The 19,433-nt window shown below is 48.1% G+C and carries 14 protein-coding genes; all 14 read right to left on the bottom strand.

The genetic code is table 11. The features are described 5' to 3' along the window. Positions 1-89 precede the first annotated feature (89 nt). Positions 90-3,443 carry an ATP-binding protein gene (locus QVE09_RS24110; protein ID WP_315938859.1) on the bottom strand — a complete coding sequence of 1,118 codons (3,354 nt, stop codon included), beginning with the start codon at positions 3,441-3,443 and terminating at the stop codon, positions 90-92. 88 nt (positions 3,444-3,531) lie between these two features. After that, entirely contained in the window at positions 3,532-4,482 is a 951-nt protein-coding gene (locus QVE09_RS24105) for a substrate-binding periplasmic protein (RefSeq protein WP_315938858.1), read from the bottom strand. Positions 4,483-4,484: 2 nt separating this feature from the next. Beyond that, positions 4,485-4,700, bottom strand: coding sequence for a hypothetical protein (locus QVE09_RS24100; protein ID WP_315938857.1), 216 nt, complete (start codon positions 4,698-4,700; stop codon positions 4,485-4,487). Positions 4,701-4,748: 48 nt separating this feature from the next. Continuing rightward, complete coding sequence (locus QVE09_RS24095; RefSeq protein WP_315938856.1) at positions 4,749-5,480, bottom strand: SDR family oxidoreductase; 732 nt, start codon at positions 5,478-5,480, stop codon at positions 4,749-4,751. A 38-nt stretch (positions 5,481-5,518) separates the two neighbouring features. Beyond that, the gene (locus QVE09_RS24090) at positions 5,519-6,262 is read right to left on the bottom strand and encodes an SDR family oxidoreductase (RefSeq protein ID WP_315938855.1); all 744 of its coding nucleotides are present in this window, start codon (positions 6,260-6,262) and stop codon (positions 5,519-5,521) included. Further along, positions 6,259-6,564, bottom strand: a complete 306-nt coding sequence (locus tag QVE09_RS24085) for a phosphopantetheine-binding protein (RefSeq protein ID WP_315938854.1) — start codon at positions 6,562-6,564, stop codon at positions 6,259-6,261. The genes QVE09_RS24090 and QVE09_RS24085 overlap by 4 nt, the downstream gene beginning before the upstream one ends. A gap of 37 nt (positions 6,565-6,601) precedes the next feature. Continuing rightward, a complete protein-coding gene (locus QVE09_RS24080) occupies positions 6,602-9,061 on the bottom strand; it encodes a beta-ketoacyl synthase N-terminal-like domain-containing protein (RefSeq protein ID WP_315938853.1) in 2,460 nt (819 codons plus the stop codon). A 16-nt stretch (positions 9,062-9,077) separates the two neighbouring features. Next, complete coding sequence (locus QVE09_RS24075) at positions 9,078-9,914, bottom strand: GNAT family N-acetyltransferase (protein ID WP_315938852.1); 837 nt, start codon at positions 9,912-9,914, stop codon at positions 9,078-9,080. A gap of 7 nt (positions 9,915-9,921) precedes the next feature. Beyond that, a complete protein-coding gene (locus QVE09_RS24070; RefSeq protein ID WP_315938851.1) occupies positions 9,922-11,223 on the bottom strand; it encodes a dicarboxylate/amino acid:cation symporter in 1,302 nt (433 codons plus the stop codon). Positions 11,224-11,392: 169 nt separating this feature from the next. Next, a complete protein-coding gene (locus QVE09_RS24065) occupies positions 11,393-11,761 on the bottom strand; it encodes a hypothetical protein (protein ID WP_315938850.1) in 369 nt (122 codons plus the stop codon). Between the two features lie 100 nt (positions 11,762-11,861). After that, positions 11,862-14,780 carry an NHLP bacteriocin export ABC transporter permease/ATPase subunit gene (locus tag QVE09_RS24060; protein ID WP_315938849.1) on the bottom strand — a complete coding sequence of 973 codons (2,919 nt, stop codon included), beginning with the start codon at positions 14,778-14,780 and terminating at the stop codon, positions 11,862-11,864. Positions 14,781-14,805: 25 nt separating this feature from the next. Beyond that, positions 14,806-16,962, bottom strand: a complete 2,157-nt coding sequence (locus QVE09_RS24055) for an NHLP family bacteriocin export ABC transporter peptidase/permease/ATPase subunit (protein WP_315938848.1) — start codon at positions 16,960-16,962, stop codon at positions 14,806-14,808. Between the two features lie 43 nt (positions 16,963-17,005). Continuing rightward, the gene (locus QVE09_RS24050) at positions 17,006-17,965 is read right to left on the bottom strand and encodes an NHLP bacteriocin system secretion protein (protein WP_315938847.1); all 960 of its coding nucleotides are present in this window, start codon (positions 17,963-17,965) and stop codon (positions 17,006-17,008) included. Then, complete coding sequence (locus QVE09_RS24045; protein WP_315938846.1) at positions 17,958-19,187, bottom strand: ABC transporter substrate-binding protein; 1,230 nt, start codon at positions 19,185-19,187, stop codon at positions 17,958-17,960. Before QVE09_RS24045 ends, QVE09_RS24050 begins: the two co-directional genes overlap by 8 nt. Positions 19,188-19,433: the final 246 nt, after the last annotated feature.

The raw sequence follows: 19,433 nt of genomic DNA, 5'->3' as shown, positions 1-19,433 counted from the left end.
AAAAACGAGTACCGGGGTGAACCCTGAGTACTCGTTTTCCTGTGGAACTCAATCATTTCCGACTTAATCATCGAGATCCTTGTCATCCCCTAATCCAAAACATACAGAGGTAGCGTGAAATAAAAGGAACTCCCTTTTCCGACCGCACTTTCTACGTAAATGTTCCCATCATGATATTGGATGATTTCCTTCGCAATCGCAAGTCCAATACCACTACCCTGAACCACATGCCGATCATGTTTCTCACGGAAAAAGCGATCAAATACAAAGGGAAGTGACTCTTCCATAATACCTGCTCCAGTGTCCTCCACACGAATGGTGAGTTGTCCCGGCGAATCACCGTCACTTTCCCATTCCTCAATGGAACAATGGAGACGGATCATCCCATCTGCACCTGTATGCTGAATTGCGTTAAACACCAGATTCGTCAACACCTGGGTAATACGATCCATATCGATCACGACTTGATAATCCCTTCGCTGAGCAGTAGGAATGTTGACCTGAAACTCATAGCTCAGATCAGCACGCGTAATGTCCAGCCTGAATTTGTCCTGAATGGTATCCATTAATTCCTGTAAGCTCATCATGATTAAGATCATTTCAGTCTTGCCAGATTCCAGACGGGACAGCTCGAATAGATCGTGAATCAGACGATTCAACCCCAGAGCCTTCACTAAGACCATTTGCAGATATACTTTTTGGTCCTCTTCGTTATCCACCAACCCGGATACAATCGCCTCCACATAACCCTGAATTGCTGTCATCGGTGTGCGGAGTTCATGTGATATATCACTCAGCAATCGTCTGCGTGACAATTCCAGACGGCCCAGATCCTTATTTTTCTGCTCCAGCTCTACCGTACGATCCTGAATACGATGCTCCAGGTTGATATTCAACTCGGATAACTGCTGATTCAGCTCTGCAAGTTCCTGTGCATTCAGACTTAACTCTTGAGCAGACCTTTTTAATAACAACAGTGTACGTACACGGCTTATGAGTTCATTACGTCCAATCGGTTTTGAAATATAATCATTGGCTCCAGCAGCAAAACAAGCTGTAATCGTGTCATCTCGATTGCTCGCTGTCATAATCAGAATAGGTAACTCAATCAGGCTGTAACGCTCCCTGATCAATCCGCATAGTTCATATCCCGACATGCCGACCATCATCATATCCGTAATCACCAGATCGATATCCTGCAATTCATTCAAACGCGCGAGTGCTTCAGTACCACTGTTCGCAATTTCAAACACACATGCCAGTGGTGCAAGCTGCTGAATCACCACTTGCAGGTTAACGGGTTCATCGTCCACAATCAACACGTGATAAGGTTGTAACTCCGATTCTTTCTCGGAACTGACTTCGACATTAACATGATGTGAACTGGCTATCTTAACTTCTGTAACAGAGCTAAAGGTGTTTACACCGTTCTGAATAAATTCATTGTTTTGCTTATCCGGTAGCGCAGATGAAGCATTCTTCTTCTTATGCTGCCCGACCGTGAACGAGAACAGGGAGCCCTGATTCACTTTTGACTGTACTTTAATCACTCCTCCATGCAGCTCGACAAGTTGCTTGGTGATTTTCAGTCCAAGTCCGGTACCCGTGTTATCAATGGATTCAAGCTTCTCGAATGGATTGAAAATGATTGCAAATTTATCCTCCGGTATGCCAATCCCCGTATCCTCTACCTGAATTTCCACATCACCCTGCACAACCTGTGCACGAATCACAATATAACCTGATGGCGTGTACTTGATCGCATTGCCGATCAGATTAAATAAAATTTGCTGCATTCGATTCTCATCTGCTTCAATCGGTGGAAAATGAGGATCAATTCGATTGTGTAATATGAGATCCCTGCCTGTAATGAGCGGCTTAACCACGGTGAGGACTACCTCGACCAATTGGTGCAGATTTATTTGGGTTCGATGCAGACGCATATCGTTATTCTTAAGAAGTGCATAATCCAGAATATCGTTAATCAGAAAAGACATACGCTGGCCACTTGAAACGATCATGTTCAGGTGCATTCGTTGACTATCTTCCAATCGGTCATTCATGCTATATAGCAACGACTGGGTAAGCCCGATAATTCCGTTGAGCGGTGTACGAAGCTCGTGAGAGGTATTAGCGAGAAACTCATCTTTAACCCGATCCAAATCAAGCAGACGCGAAGACAAGCGTTCATTGGTTTTCATGGCATTGGAAAATCGGGTTGATACAACAATCGACAGACAGAGAATAAGAAAGAGAAGACCGTACGAGAAGTAGATTCCTGTTCGAATCATACCGTTATTCATTAAGATATCATTCACTACAGTAATGAAGAATACTACGGTACCTGCCAGCATCCAGCGCGCACCAGCAACATTTTTCATAGCAGCTCGGACCACATATTGAATGATCACAAACCCGATCAAAATGGCGTATGCCTGCATGAACAACGCAAACTTCGTGTATACCTGAGCAGGTGTGAACAGGATAAATAAAGTGAACAGCAACCCTGGAATCCAAAATATATCACGCAATCGTTTGGACATTTCGTTGGGGAAAATGGAGTAACAAAAAAGTAGAGCAAGTGGGGAGCTGCCCAAGAAGCCTAAATACTCAATTTTGAGGAACGTATCACCACTCATTCCCGGAATAAGCTCTGATAAAATGTACTGGGAATCAGAGCTGTTCTTCATGGCCAGCAGAATACAGATCAGACCAAAATACAGAGACTCCCGATTTTTGCGTAGCAGTGTGTACAACAGGATATGGTAGAGCCCCATAATCAACATGCAGCCAATAATCATGCTCTCGGATACCAATTTGTATTTCATGGATTGATTCAGTTGATTATATTCACCAATCGTTAGAGAGCCAAACAGTCCCGCTTTTCGATGTGTATAGTTCGAAACTTGAATGATAATATCAGCTTGGGTCTGCCCTGCCTCCATTCGGATCAGAGCAGGCACCTTATATGAAGAAGATTCCTTTAACGTTCGACCCACAATCCCACTTTCCGATACAAGTTTGCCATTAATCCACAATCGGTGTGCGGAAGTTATCCCTGAGGTTAGTAATCCCAGCTCTATATCTTGCTCAGGTAAATCCACCACCAGACGATACGTGGCAAATCCCGTATTACCAAGCTTGCGCCCATTGATCTCGTAATTCCCCCAAGATTCTGGAACATTAACGTAACTTACCGGACCCGTATGGCCGCTTGCAAAATCCTTGGGCTCCAGTAATTGCTCCCAATAGAATGCCCACACACCATCCAACTGGCTCCCTTCGTCAGTGATTAGGGATTTATCAGTCAGGGACAGATGTCCATCCTGAACTTCCTGCTTATTGGGACTAGGGGGCAATTGGAACAAAATCAGTACAGTGAGAATCAGAAAAAACAGAACAATCGGAATGATGAAATACAGATAGGGTATATGTTTTTTCATGGAAGTCCCACCGCTGATTTCCTCCCTTTTATTGAATTAAAAAGTGTACTATATGGCTCATCCATGTATCATAGCACAACCCTATTGTTCAGATGCCATAGTTTTCAAGCCAGCGCTGAATGTTCTTTTCCTGCATGTGAAGATACGTGTTAATCCACTGGTGGAGATGCATGCGGCGCGGATCAACGGCGATGGCAATATCGTCATCCTGATCCTCCAGCTGCACATATTGAAGGTCAAGGGAGTAGGCAGGATTCTGATTCAAATAACGTGAGATCTCAAAAGCATCATAGACAGCAGCGATCACTTCGCCTTGCCGCACATGATCAAATAATTCGGAAGTATTCTTGTAGGCAGTCTGTTCTTGCGTGGGAAAAAGCTCGCGTGTAAAGCCTACGTAAGACGTACCTCGCACAATGCCGATCTGTGTTCCGCGTTGCTGAAGAAGCGTTAGCACATCGGTAAATTCACCTTGTTTGCCAAGTTCCGCAAGTTGAAGGCGGTTAATCAGCAGTGCTTGTTTGAAATGCAGATACGCATTGGAGAACAGTACTCGCTTCGCCCGCTCCAGGGTGATGCTCAATTTGGATATGCCGACATCCACCTCCCCGGAAGACACTTGATCAATCACCTCATCAAAAGAATCAGCTGTTCGGATATATTCCGATTTCACCCCAAGTTTAAGAGCGATGTCGTTGGCAAGCTCAACATCGCTCCCGCGCAGTACCCCTTCTTCATCGGTGTAAAAAAACGGATAGCTGTCCTCCACCTTCAATCCAATCCGCAGCTTGCCCCTAATCAAAATATCCCGAATATCCTCCGGATATCCTTCCAATTCTTCAGCAGTATAGACTCTTGGCTCACTTCCCTTAGCTGCTGCGACGTCCGTATCTGCTGCTGGAGCCTGAGCCATTTCAGTCTGCGGACTTATTTTTTTTGGTGCAACTTCTCGCGATACACTTGTACAAGCCGAGATCATGAGTCCTATAATTAACATGAACAACAACAAGAAGGTCAGCCGACCATATCTCCTGATCATGGTTAGCCTCCTTCTCCTGCAAGTGGAACCTGGGTTTTGCGAAAACAAGCTGCACATACGCTCATCTCGTACACCGCAATTCGAATGTGGCAGACTTTGCAACGCGCAATTGAAACGGTTGCAAGCCCACCGACAACCTCTTCCAATTCTTCTTCCAGCAGTTCATCGGACTGGCGGTTCTCCTGCTCCGCATCGTTTTTATTCTGTTGATATCCCATCTTCTGCCTCTTTCGAAGATTACTGAAGCCGTATTGTCTCAGACCATATCAGAGCACAGACGGAATACCGTAACCCCACGTTATATTTTGACCACTCATTCCCTGACCATAATCGAGTAACAGACCTAGACCCTGTACAAGCTCTTCCAACTCTGGCACAGAAGGTTTTAAGGTAAACAAATCGTAGATCTTCCTGCGACTTCGTCCGGTACCCCTGTGGTTCTCCGCTCGGTAGTAGCCAAACGTCAACGTATTGACCGGAACCCGAAAAGGTGTCATTTCTTTGGCGAAGCTTTTGACATAAGCCATGGCACCCTGGTTATACACCGGGGAAGAAGGAAATCCACTATAATGCAGCATATCTGCCAGCATGGGTACAATCATCTGCCCACTCTGTTTACGAGCCATGATATTACCTGCTGCACGAGTATATAGAAAGAGTTCACTCAACTGACGATGACTGGTTAGAGCAAAAGCAGCCGGATCACTTTGGAGTTCAGACTGTTCATCTACCCAGCTACTGCCATGAATATAGAAGTCGAGTCCTTGCATATGCTCGGCAGCTGCTGACAGTGCGAATTCAATTTCCTTCATCTCCAGATTCGGCGCAACGAGAGTCCGGCAGTTATTCTGCTCGTGCACAGACAGATCGGAATGAAATTGCTCTGCTTGTTCTGATGTGGCGAAGCTTGCTGTAACCTGCAGGCCACGCTGTAACAAATATAAAACCATCATCTGCACAGCTACACTCTCTGCATGATGCACATATGCTGTTTTCACCAATTTCCCTCCCTCTGATCTCAATATCAAATTCAAACTTAACGCAAAAATCCACCATCCAGCTTTAACGTCTGTCCGGTATGATAACAAGCCGCAGGTCCTGCGAGATATATCACCGCTTCAGCCACCTCTTCCGCAGACCCTTGTCTTCCGGTCAGGGTGTTACGTAGAAAATCATTAAGCTTCTCTTGCGGCACTTCCCCCGTCATCTCGGTATCAATCATACCGGGTGCGATGGCACTGACCTGAATGTTTTGTGCGGCATACTGGCGGGCATACAACTTCGTCAGACCCATCAAAGCGCCTTTGGAAGCTGCATAATTGCACTGGCCTTCCCTGCCATATATGCCGCTCACTGACACCAAGTTGATGATGCTCCCCCTGTCCTGAAGCAGCATATAACTGACTACTTCCTGTGAACAATAACAGGCGCCAACATAATTGGTGTCCAGCACCTCATTCCACTGCCGCTCCTCCATCCGTAGCACCATCTGGTCGCTCACTCTTCCGGCATTATTGATCAAGGCATCTATGCGGCCAAATGTATCAAATACCTTTCTCATCACATCCGCTACAAAACCCTGGTCCGCGACCGAACCTTTAAACAACAGCATCCGCCCACCAGCTGCCTTTACCTCTGCAGTTAGCTCATCCGCCGCGGCGTCATCCCTGACATAGATGCCTGCCACAATGGCTCCTTCCGCAATAAATCTCAGCGCTATGGCCCGGCCTATGCCCCTTGTTACGCCTGTAACCACAACGACGTGATCACGAAAGGTCATTGGCTTCGTGTTCCTTTGGTCTTTCTGACCATAATCAGTTCCGCAATAGACTGCACATTTTTCAGATGAATCTGTAGCTCTGTCGCGGGAAGGTCCTCCACCATCACGCCATACACTTCTTCCATACCAACCATAACCTCGAACGCCTCCACAGAGTCCAGTCCCAGTTCTTCACCGAATAAAATCATGTCATCTGTAATTTCCTCTGCGGTGATGTCCTCCAGTTTGAGCCGATCAATTAATAACGTTTGTTTGATCGTCTGTTTGATCTCATCCATCTCTACCTCGTAATTAACTGTCATATGTGTAAGCCTCCTATAATTTCTCAATTAACAATCTTCATTCAGCGACGCTACTGATAACTGCAGCAGAATAACTTCGATTCACTGTAGAGCTGATGGTCAAAATATGACGATATGCAGAACTGCGCTCAGGCAGGCCCAGATGGGCGTAAGTTCCTTTGGCACATTCATTCATGGCTCCCGGGCTCACAAGCTCAGCAGCCGCTGCGAGATGTAACATCGAACTGTATGATTCTCCATAGCCAGCGCAGGCATTAAGGGTAATGATCGGCACGGATTGTGCAGCTTCACCTTTCCACATCGAAGATATGGCGCTCTGCTCTAACTCCAATTCACCGGGACGTCCCACTGAGTTGAGTAAAATGAGATCCATCTGCCCCATATCTGTTCCAGCTTCATGGAGTGCATCGGTAACAGCCCGGATCAACGCCTCCCCCAGCTTTGCAGTGTCCTGCGTTGTTCCAGAAGCAGCACCGAGTCCTCTCAATTCCGCATAGATCCCGGATCGGGACTGAATAGCTTCTTCCAGATCACTGAGCACCATACAAACACTGCCTTCCGTCATATCGTAACGGCTATCATGCAATCCTTTGGCACGGTCGATATCCTCCGCAAGCTGGGATCGTTCATCTCCAGCACCAATCAGACAAGACGTCAGGGCTCCCTCTCGGATCTTGCCCGTTGCATACAGCGCCGCAGTCAGCCCTTCATTGCCTCCTGTGCTGAAGGAGCTATTGAATCCCTTAAATTGCAATTTCTCAGCCGTCTGACCAGCGATGGAATTAATGACCGTGTGCGGGAAATAGATCGTACTTGCATACTCCGGGCCTTTGACAAATACAGATTCCAGAAAGTTTGAAATACTGCTCGTACTTCCTCGTGCTGTGCCATAAATAAAGCCAGTATATTCCCGCTGAGACTCGCTCATTGCTGCATCCTCCACCGCCGCAAGGACTGCACCAATTGTATTTTGTGTGAGCTGATTCATTCTGCGCTCATATTTGCTCTTATCGTAATCTTTTAACGAGAATAAGGAAGTGGTCGTCATCTGATCGGCGTCCTTACCAAAAGCCGTGAGTACATTCCCCATTAGGATATCCCCTTTGCTGACGGCACCTACTCCAGTAATGACAACACGTCGTCTGGGGACTGTCTTGCCCTGATGCCCTTCAAGTGAATTTTCACGTTCAGGATTCTGCACGCCCGAATAACGTTCTTCTTCGATTCCATTCGTACGTAGCACAAGTGAAACGTTGTGTCCTCCGAAGCCCGAATTGTTGCAGATCATATATTTGGGGCGCATCGGGCGCATTGAATGTTGAATGATATCCACTTCCTCGCAGCCTTCACGCGGTTCTTCGAAATGAAGCGTAGCAGGAACGTATCCTTGCCTGATGGCGTAGAGCGAGGTAACCAGTTCCAATGCAGCAGAAGTGCCCAGTGTATGACCGAAATAGGCCTTGCTTGAGCTGACGGGAGTCGTCATATTAGGCCCGAAACTCCCCCGCAGGCCGCTAATTTCAGCACGATCATTCGCCTGTGTCCCTGTCCCATGTGCGTTGACATATTCAATATCCGTTTTGGATACTCCGGCAAGGCTGATCGCCATCTCCACTGCTCGTTGTATGCCTGCACCTTCCGGGTGAGAAGCCGTCATATGATGGGCATCGTTGCTCAATCCATAGGCACATAATTCAGCATAAATCGTAGCGCCACGTTCAAGTGCAGCATCCAGTCTCTCCAGTACCACGAAGGCTGCACCTTCTCCCAGATTCAATCCGTATTGGGTGCTGAAGGGTGAAGAGGGACGGGAATTAAGTGCACGGAGTACATTAAATCCGGCATATACACTATGCGACAATGGGTCAGATCCACCAGCGAGCATCACATCGGCATACCCCCAGCGAATGAGATCACTTGCATAGCCTATGGCATTGCCACTCGCAGCACATGCCGTATTTAACGTTGCGACCGGACCTTCCACACCCAGAACTTGCGCTGCATCATCGCCCTGCTGATAAAATGGATACCGGGACGTATGATCGACGTCCAACTCAGACAGGTTCCACTGTTCTTCCAAAGATAGAACTCCACCGTTACACGTACCCAGCGTGAGTCCAATCCGCGCAGGAGCAACGGTTGGCTGTCCGCCTGTTTCATTTGCACTGTCGTGTTGCTTCAGGTTATCCGTATGTGCTATTGAAAGGCCACTATCAATTAACGCTTTTTTTGCAGCAGCAATGGCATACCGTGCACACAAATCCATGGATAGTTCCGCTGTGCCCGAGAGTGCCGCCTCTCGGATGGAATCCTCCAACTGGCCTGCAAGTGAACTCTGCAACTTATCCGTGTTGAAGCGGGTGACTTCCCGAATTCCGGTCTCAGCACCAAACATACGCTCATATACCATCTGCGGGTGATCGCCGAGTGCGCATAATACGCCCATTCCTGTAATCACGATACGATCCTTCGTGTTGGTGTTCTCTCTGTCTGTCATATTCGTCCTCCTCTCCTTATTCCAATCGAATATAACTGCTTCGCTTCTCACTCGTCTTCCAGGAATAAGGTGCAAGCCACTGCCGGGCAAGCTTCATCATGACCGGTGTACTCTGGTTAACCGTGAACATCGCATGAGGGATACCTGCCTCCGTTTGAACACGGATGGATCTGCCCAGCATCTGAAAAGCCAGACCAAATTGTTGATATTCCGGCGCAATATATAGTACATCATACAAAATCGTGTCTTCGTCCAGTCGATACGTCATCGACCATCCCTGAATTCCTTGTGTGGATTGAATACCGAAGCTGTTGCTTGGTTCCGGGGGAGCAAACGTTTTGAACGGAGACAGAAATGAAGGGAAATCAAGCCCTCCTGCTTCAATGGATTGTCTGAGTTGTCCTTCCTCGCGATCTACCCAGAGAAATAACTCCAGCCCCTGCGGGATAGCGCGTTCCCTTAGCCAAGCTGTCTGAGCAATCCCACTGTGAAGATGAATATGGAAAACAACCGATTCACATTGCGGCTGTGTCCAACCTTCCTTATGTAATAAGGATTCGATTGCATCCGTAGAAGACTTGTCGGAGTAATAGCTCAAGGAGAGCGTAGCCAGCTGTTTCTCCACACATAAGCTTCGTGCTTCCCGGAGCAGGAGTGTAGCGATTTTTTGCCTGCGCCATGGCTTCGATACAAAGATACACTGCAAGACTGCATGTCTGTCTCCACCCCGCTGTTCAAGCACAAGCAGACCCACCGGGACACCGTCAGACTCTGCCCCCATCATTATGAATCGGTCTGATTCAAGCGGATCATTCAAGCTCTGCTCTACTTGTTTGTATAACCACTGAAACATGAACGATTTATACTTCAACCTGTCCTGGCGCGTTAACCGTTTGATAGTGATCATAGTTTTCCTTTCTGGCTGATAATAGTGAAGTTGTTAGACATTGAATCGATACATTTGCAGCCGTAATGATGGGATCAATAATCGGATTCATAGCCAGGAGCAGAATGATGGTGACCTCGGAAGGCAGACCAAGCATCCCCGCAATAATCGCGATCATGCCAATAGAGACGACACCCGGGGAGCCCGCACCCGCAATGGATATCACCACTGCCCCTGCAAGCACCACGATCCACTGCGACAACGTGAAGTCGAATTCGTACAATTGCACGGTAAAGGTGATGCCCAGCGTATACACGAGTACCATACTGTATCGGCACATGATCATTCCCAGGGGTACGACCAATTGAACGATACGTGAATCTTGCTGAAGCTTCATACTCAACGCATCCATACAGGTCGGAACGGTGGCAATACTATTACGTGTACCGAATGCCAGAATTAACGTATCCTTCAATGCAGACAGGATGACCCGGACAGGTTTCCGCAAGGTCACAGCCATTATCACAAGAGATAGAACAATCAGAATCACGCTGGAAATGTAAAACATCATGATCAACTTCATCATGGCGGGTAAAATATCCATATTTAGCGTCGCGAACTGCCCTGCCATCATACAGAAGAGTGCAAAAGGCAATGCGTACATGGACCAGGAGATCACCTTTTGAAACGCCCCAAACAATACATCAGCAATCTTCAGCACATCTTCTCCCTGCGATGTCCGCATCATGCCGACTGCCACCCCAACGATCACGGAAAAAAACAAGATTTGCAGCGTATTGTTTTCCGTCAGCGCTGTGAATATATTGGATGGGATCATATTAAGCAAAAATGAAAATACCCCTTGCGGTTTCTCATCGGACAAGGAACTGGTATCGGCGCTCAGATCGTATACAATAGCTCCAAGTACATGCTTGGATTCTTCTGGCAACCCCGCACCCGGGCGACCGATCCCCCCAAGACTGAGACCCAGCAGACCACAGAATACCAACGCCAAGGTATATACCAAGCACATGCGAACGATCATCTTCATCGCTCCACTCTGGATCAACAGACTGCCGATGCTGGAGATGATAGCGGTCATCATAATGGGAATGACACACATCTTCAGAAAGGACAGATACAGATCGCCAAAACGTGATACCGCATGAGCCAACTCAGGAACGTATAATCCTGCCGCAATTCCAGATACCATACAGAACAAAATCATCCAGAACGATTTGATCCATTTCAATGAGAAAGCTGTCTTCCTTGACACACAGGCACCCTCTTGTTCGTCATTTTAGCCATAGTGACTGCTGCACTAAATTCCTGATCAGACAGCGGACTTCCAGGCTCGTGTTAAGCAATTTGGAGTGCGACCCTACCTGGTTAGGCGGATCACACTCCAACTTATTCACTGCATTTAATATAAGTATGGATAAGAACTATTTCGCGTAAGAATTACCAACATTCTCTCCAACACGGATGGCTGTTCTTGCAGCATCCTCGGCAATACTACCAACGCCATTGAAGAAATCAGTTGCTCCATCCTTGCTGCCACCAGCAACAGACTCCAGCTCGGTTTCTGTCAACTCATCCGCCTCGCCGCGTGCTTCTGGCAATACAATCGTTGCGTGGTAACCTGTTCCATCCACTACATTGATTTTGAACTCCCGTGGTACTTCTTGACCCGTTTCTTGCTGAATTGCTGCGTAGATGTCGCTTACAGCCAATGCGCGGAATGCTGCATCCGAACTTGCTTTAGCCATAACTGCGTTAACCGTTTCTTTAATCTGCTCTTCTGTCCAACTCATGTAATGATTCCTCCAATAGATCGATTTGGTTTCTTACCTTATTCAGCATAACAGCCCAGTTTCAAGCAACGCTCAAGGTTACTTCAAGTTTAGTTCAAATCTACGCTAGCTGACGGCTGGCAAGTTCTGCGAAGAGCCCGTTCTGCTCCATCAGCTCCTGATAGGTGCCGGACTGAATGATTCTTCCTTTATCAAATACATAGATGTGATCCGCCTGTGTAATCGTACTGAGCCGGTGTGCAATTACAATCCGTGTCACCTGAAGCTTGCCGAGACTTTCGCTCACAATACGCTGTGTCCGATTATCCAATGCACTCGTGGCTTCGTCGAAAAAGAGGATCTTCGGCCGTTTGGCAATCGCTCTGGCAATCATTAATCGCTGCCGTTGCCCACCAGACAGCGTACCCCCACCTTCGGAAATTACGGTGTGCATGCCCATGGGCATACTGCGGATGTCATCATCGAATCCAGCCATGGCTGCGGCCTCCCAAGCATCCTGAATCGTCAGATCTGACGTTCCTGTGATGTTCGTGAAAATATCACCGGACATCAGTTTACTATTTTGCAACACCACGCCGAACTGACTGCGAAGCAAACTAATATCGAGGGAACGCAGATCCTGACCATCGAAATAAATAGAGCCGCTCTGGGGCTGTTCAAAACCAAGCAACAGTCGCATCAGCGTCGACTTTCCACAACCCGATGCACCGACAAAGGCTACATATTGTCCTGATTTGATATCCATCGACAGATCATTCAACACAAGCGCCTGATCCTCTTCATACCGGAACTGGATATGACGAATCTCGATTGCCCCGCTTACCTCACCTGGATCTTCCAACTGATCATGGATTTCAGGTAACGTTTTGAGGATGGGTTTCGCCCGTTCATATAATGGAACAATGTTCACCACGGATAAAAGTGCTGTAGCCATACCGAGCATGGCCATGAGGAAGCTGGTGAATGCAGCGAAGAATGCGATAAACTGTCCTGCAGACATTGCCGAATGGGTAGATACCACAAGATAGAACAGCACCATTGATGTCAGCAAAGGGAAAAAGGATTGGAACACACCGGAGAAGTTATCCAGCATGCGGACCTTATAGGACCACTTTTTCTGCTCTGCGAATGCCCTGGCCCACAAGAAAAATGCCCGATTCTCGGCTGCTGCCATCCGAAATTTGCTCATTCCGTTCAATAGCTGAAGTACTGTTCCGGCAATCTGTCCCTGAAGTTCCAACAATCGACGCTGGTAACGTACCTGTAACAAGCCAATCGCAATGGTAAATGACATGGAGATGAGGACAAGACCACCCGCCACCAAGGCAAGAACAGGACTATACCGGAACAATAATACAAATTGGAAAATGGAGAACACGCCTGTCAGCAGCGAACTGATTACTGCACCGGATAACAGCTGTCGGATCGCATTGATACTTCCCGCTCTGGAAGCCAGATCCCCGGCTGAATAGTTTCGGAAGAACGAAACCGGCAAATTCAGCAATCGATCCCAGATGGCAGCCTGAACCGCATTCTCCACCCGTCCTTCCATACGCAGAGCGGCAAGTGAACCTGCGAGTCGGAACAAGGCAATCGATAAAACCACTGCGATAAGGATAAAGGCCATCTGTACCAACGGCCCTCGATAAGACTCCGGAATAATGGTATCCACCAGAATACCGCTGGCGAGCGGTACCATAATGCCCAGTAATCCAGCCAGCGCCCCCAACAGAATCACCATCACGAGATCCCGACGAACCGAGTGGTGAGCACCAAACTGAAGCAGGTCTTTGATGCCAAGCTCCCGGGCAGGAAAAGGCCGATAAAACATGTATGCCATCGGCTGTATGATAGCCGCCATTTCCGCATTGACGATTCCTTTTTCCCCGTGCAATGGATTCTCCCATCGGTAGGAATTAGCCCCTGACGGAATCAGCGCAATCGGCTCTCCTGAAGTCTCCAGATATCCAACAAGCGGTCCATTGTCTGCTTCCCACCATTCCCCTTTAAGTGCAACCTGGCGGGAACGTACACCGGAAGCTTCCGCCATCTCCTGAACAGGTGAACGCTTCGATTGGCTTTTTAATTTCCGTGTAACAGGCTTCATCACGATGCCAGCATAGTCTCCAACGACCTTTCCTACAGGGTAGAGCGGATCGTTAGAATAAAAGGAAACGACTTGCTGCTCATCGGGTCCGGTAACGGCGATCAGCTTTTTGAGCGCATGGTCCATAAGGGAATCATCATGCTCCGTACGCTGTTGCAAGCGTTCCTGTTCCTGCAAGCGTTCCTTGGCAACGACAACTGCCAGCCTGCTGACAATTAATCGATGAAAGGCATATAACCCGTGAAGTGACGAATCTGTGGGTAACCAGGACTGCGTTACTTTTACATCGACCACAGCCGCTTGTTGCGTTTCCAGCCAGCCCGAGGATGTTACGGGTATGTAATCGGCATCTTCTGTAGTAACGGCATGTTCTTTCCCCCACAATACCAAGCCATCCTTCACCTTAATCCACACAGTACGCATGGGTCTCCAGGTCTGATCAGGGACCAGGCTCTGTTCTTCTCCGGGTTCCAACAGCGTGAATTCCAGCGGTGAATTCCGTACATTCAGTGCTGTAGACCAGCTGCCAATCCACTGATCTACCTTGGACGCCAGCCAATCGTTATCCCATTGCTCGTTCGCTCTTTCGTTCAAGAAGAGCGACCTGTCCATCCGGAACACTTTCGTACCGACCGACGCTGTCAGCAACAATCCCATACGTTCCAGCATCTGATCATTGTCAAATCCGAACAAGAGCGCACCCTCATCCAGACTGAACATATAACGGCGTTTATGTCTTGTTCCAGCGTTCTCTCCTTCCATGACTACGGCGAATACATCGACGTAACCGGAGGCGACATACCATACACTGTTCTCATCCGTGATCAAAATAGGGTTATTTCCTTCCACATCGTGACCCGTTCCAACCTTTGCAAAAAATGAAGCCATATCCGGCCTAATTGGCTCTGCCACTATTCCACCCCCTTCTGCACCCCTATTACTGACTCTGAATGAGACGGGTGTAATATCCGTTTTGCTCCATCAAAAACGTATGCGTTCCCCGTTCAATAATTTTCCCGCGTTCCAATACAATGATCTCATCGGCATCCCGGATGGTGCTCAAACGATGAGCCACCGTAATACAGGTCAGACCTCTGCGCCGGAGACTGTCATCGACCAACTTCTCTGTTGCCGGATCAAGTGCACTCGTCGCCTCATCCAGGATCAGAATTGACGGATTGCCCGAAAGGGCTCTGGCTATTTCCAGGCGCTGCCGCTGTCCACCGCTGAAGTTACCGCCATTCTCTGAAATCATGTGGTCATACCCACCGCTACGTTCTGCAATATGGTCATGAATTACGGCATCTTTGGCTGCACGAACGATATCCGTCTCTGGAATCGTCGCATCCCAGAATGTAATATTTTCCTTGATCGTACCTTCAAGCAGCACAATCTCCTGATCCACAACGGCCAGAGAATTGCCCATCCGATGCCTTGATATCTCATTACGGCGCAGATCATCAAATCGAATCTCGCCTTCCCATGGTTCATAGATTCCGGCAATCAGTTTCGCGATCGTGGATTTCCCACTGCCCGAACCGCCAACCAAAGCTACCTTCATGCCTGGCTGAATGGACAGATTAAACTGGTCGATCAATGGTGCTTCCAGCTTGCTATATCCGTATGTCAGATTACTGATCTGCACCTGACCGGATAACTTGGCGGTATCCTTCTGTTCGTCTGCTTCATCCAAATCCGATTGAATTTGACGATCCACCGGATATTGCAGCACGTCATCCAGACGTTTCATGCTTCCCCCTGCTTCCTGAATCGTTCCGGCCAGCATGACCATCTCATTCACAGGCTGACTGAAGCTTGCTGCAAGACTTTGAAAAGCAACCAGCGAACCAATGGTCAGCGCCCCGTCCATGACTTGAAAACCACCAAAAAACAACACGGAAACAGCTCCCAGACTGGTTAACAGTGCGGGAACAGACATCAGGAACTGATTTGATACGCCAAATTGTTGATTGGATTGCAATAGTTTTGCCTGATAACCTGACCATTTGACGAAAAAATCAGTCTCAGAACTATTGGACTTCAACGTTTCAATAACTTGAAGTCCATTCATGGAGACACCCTGCATCTTGCCGCTTTCCTGCAACAGGCGCAGATTCTGATCGTTGCGCTTACGTGTGATAAATTGCATGAATAGAAGATTAAGCAGGGATACCCCAACCGTGACCATGGTCAGCAATACACTGTACTGCAACATCAGGAGCAGATAAAACAGGATCATGACACAATTTAGTGCCGCGACAGCTAACTGTCCAGACAATAGCTGCGCGACCCGGTCATTAATAGCGACCCTTGATGCGATGTCTCCACTATGCCGTTGGGAGAAAAATTCAATGGGCAGCCGGAGTACATGCCAGAAAAAACGACTGGATGAGCTTAAAGCCAGCTTCATCTCCAGCCTGAGCAGATAATAACGCTGCAACCACGTTAGAAATCCACGCAGCAGCGCCGTTATTCCCATACCAATCAGCAGCGGGAATAACCAATTGTTCAGATGACCAAGTAAGACCTGATCAATAAAGATTTTGCTGAATACCGGAATGACCAGACCCGGCAGAACCAGAAACAAGCCTGCTATGATCGCATAGATCAGCGCCTTCTCCGAGCCTTTGATACGACTGGAGAGAGAGCTAAGCAGACTCGATGTTTGGCCCTGTGGAACATAACCCTCCGCAGGCTTCATCGTCAGTACTACACCCGTGAACGACTGATCCAATTCCTCAAAGGTTATCTCCCGCGGACCCGTAACCGGATCATTGAGGAACACACGATCCTTCTGAATGCCTTCCAATACAAGAAAGTGATTGAAGTTCCAGTGGATAATGACTGGCCATGGCATTTTTCTCAGATCCTCCGGATTTTTGCGGTATCCTTTGGCTTCCATTCCATATTGCCTTGCTGCCTTGAGAATATTGTTCGCTTTACTACCATCACGGGACACACCACAGGACATGCGAAGCTCTTCCAGTGGAATGAAGCTTTTGTAATAGGAAAGTACGATCGACAGTGAGGCAGCTCCGCATTCTACAGCTTCCATTTGTAATACCGTCGGCGTTTTCACTCTTCTTGGGGCCACTACTCCATCCTCCTCCCTGTGCCTGTTAGACTATATTGACTCATCATTTGAAATAGGGAATGACGGTTGCGATCGGTCGCTGCGAATGAACCGTAATGGTCCCTTCCACCGTCATTCCGCTATTCAGACGCACAGGTGGACCTTGTCTGGTTGTCCAGTTATACCCACTCGACAACTCCGAGTTAGGTGAGAGATTAACGCGCACCTCCAGCGAGAGACCTTGTGAGGCCATCTGCTCCACAAGACCCTCGTTACCCAGCGTAGACTGTAACTCCTGTACCGTTACCGGGAATTCAGACACCGAAACGACCTGCCCAATCATGGAGCCATATTCTTCACGGTTAACGGTACTCGGCGAGACACGTACTTCCATGCCCGGAAGTAACTGCTTTCCTTGATTCACCGGCACATACATAACCCCTATTAATTCATCCGTCTGAGACCCGTAGGTCTCCATCCGGAACATCTCCGTTCCTTCATCCACATACGTTCCATTCTTAACTAACACCTCGGTAACCTTTCCTGTGTAAGGACTGACCACTCGAGTCTGGTACTCATAGTTAAGTAACTGCTGCTCCTGCTGCTGTTTTAACTTTCTCAGCTCCGCTGCAGACCCTGACTTGCTTTGGGACGAAGCGCTTTGCAGATTGACGATGGCGAGCTTCGTTTGCCTGATCTGGTCCAGCAATGCCGGTTGCTCGATCCGACCAATCACCTCTCCTTGCTGAACTGTATCATTCTCCACCACTGCAATATCGGAGATTGCGCCTTCTGAAGAGGTGTGTACTGTTTTTAGACCGCCCGGCCGAATCAATACACCTTGTCCTTCTGCCTTCGTGGTCATGGTGCCAAATATTCCCCAATACAGCGCAGCTGCCAGAATTAAACCTGCTCCGATGAGCATCAACCAACCACGAGGAGAGGTGACACGTACCAGATTATCCAGCTGTTCAGGAGAAGACAGCCGCTCAAGGGCTACTTTTCGAAAAACCTGTTTATTCATCCTGTCCTCCCTGTCTTGAACCCTTCGCTGAATCTCGTGATGAACCCGAAACGGGTGTCTCATTCAAGGTCTGAAACTTGCCCTGCTGTAACTTCTTCATCACAATGCTCATTCCCTGAACATCGCCCCGGGCATCGAAGAAGTGTTCACCCGTCACCCCTTCCCAGGACGTCAGGTTGGATAAAGCTTCTGCTATATCCTTCGGACTTCGGGAGCCTGCTTCATCTATACCAGCAGCGAGCAGTTTCAGGGAATCATAAGCCTGTGCTGCCCATTTGTCTGGCGCCTTTCCATATTCTTGAATGTATAGGGATCGGAAATCCTGATTGATGGTCGATTGCCCCTGGTCATCATATACGGAAGCCACGATAACCCCTTCTACGGACCCGCCACCTTGTGCAAATTCAGCAGAGTCAAGCGCATCCCCACCAATGACTTGGGTGTTCATACCCGCCGCGCGGAGCGCTTTGACAAACGTAATTCCTTCGTCCGCCCTTGTCGCGACCATGATCAGATCGGTGTCCAGGGTCTCCCATTTATTCACGATCCGCATCATATCTGCTCCGTCCTTATAACCGGATACACGGTCAACTACATTCTGCCCGGATAACGTAACCTGTTGTTCAAACGCATTCGCGAGCCCTCTACCATACTCGTCATCGGTATAGTAGATTGCAATATTCTGATGCTTCGTGCCCGCAGCATACAGGGCAAGTGATTGCCCGATCTGATTATCATTCGGTATATTCCTGAAAATATAAGGACTGCTCACATCGGTCAATTTTGGCGATGTCGATGCCGGGGACAACAGTAGAATGCCAGCATTGGCATATATGCGTGAAGCTGGTACGGTTACGGAAGATCCCCGATGTCCAATGACCGCACTGACGGAGGGATTATCGGCGAATTGCTGCGCGATGGCCATACCCTTTGTCGTGGAAGCCCCATCGTCCATCTCCAGCAATTTAATTTCCTTGCCTCCCAGAACACCCTCCTTGTTAATCTGCTCCAGCGCCAACTGAAGCCCTTCACGGAATTGTTCATTCTGTTTTTCAAAAGGCCATACCGCTCCGACGATGACTTCATTCGATGAGCTTCCAAGCGTCTTTTCTCTGATCTGGTCTGGCGCAGCGTCGGATGAACACCCACTGATTACCAGTGCACCAAGCATTGCCACACTCCACAACACCCATTTCAGGCGTTTCCCCCCAATACCATTCACGAGTACTATCTCCCCCCAGTAAATCAACTTGGAACGCACAAGTTTTAATATCATTAATTATAGAAGGAGCTTAATCCTCAAGACCATAAATTGAAATTCAAGTTAACCTCAATTTCATATCAAATTTTGTGTACCCAATCGACTTATCCCGGTCCACATGCGATACTTGAAACAGAAAGCATGGATGACGATTCTGCATATTTCGACGAACGATTGGAAGGATACGGACTTTGACTAAAGCGATAA

Source organism: Paenibacillus sp. ClWae2A (assembly GCF_032452295.1).
Taxonomy (GTDB): Bacteria; Bacillota; Bacilli; order Paenibacillales; family Paenibacillaceae; genus Paenibacillus.
Note: the sequence above shows the minus strand (reverse complement) of the source record. Positions and strands in the feature narration are given on the sequence as shown.

Coding starts and splice junctions, on each gene's coding strand:
- QVE09_RS24105 (WP_315938858.1), bottom strand. CDS start 4,482: ATGATCAGGAGATATGGTCGGCTGACCTTCTTGTTGTTGTTCATGTTA.
- QVE09_RS24085 (WP_315938854.1), bottom strand. CDS start 6,564: ATGACAGTTAATTACGAGGTAGAGATGGATGAGATCAAACAGACGATC.
- QVE09_RS24050 (WP_315938847.1), bottom strand. CDS start 17,965: ATGAATAAACAGGTTTTTCGAAAAGTAGCCCTTGAGCGGCTGTCTTCT.
- QVE09_RS24075 (WP_315938852.1), bottom strand. CDS start 9,914: ATGTTTCAGTGGTTATACAAACAAGTAGAGCAGAGCTTGAATGATCCG.
- QVE09_RS24090 (WP_315938855.1), bottom strand. CDS start 6,262: ATGACCTTTCGTGATCACGTCGTTGTGGTTACAGGCGTAACAAGGGGC.
- QVE09_RS24080 (WP_315938853.1), bottom strand. CDS start 9,061: ATGACAGACAGAGAGAACACCAACACGAAGGATCGTATCGTGATTACA.
- QVE09_RS24100 (WP_315938857.1), bottom strand. CDS start 4,700: ATGGGATATCAACAGAATAAAAACGATGCGGAGCAGGAGAACCGCCAG.
- QVE09_RS24065 (WP_315938850.1), bottom strand. CDS start 11,761: ATGAGTTGGACAGAAGAGCAGATTAAAGAAACGGTTAACGCAGTTATG.
- QVE09_RS24110 (WP_315938859.1), bottom strand. CDS start 3,443: ATGAAAAAACATATACCCTATCTGTATTTCATCATTCCGATTGTTCTG.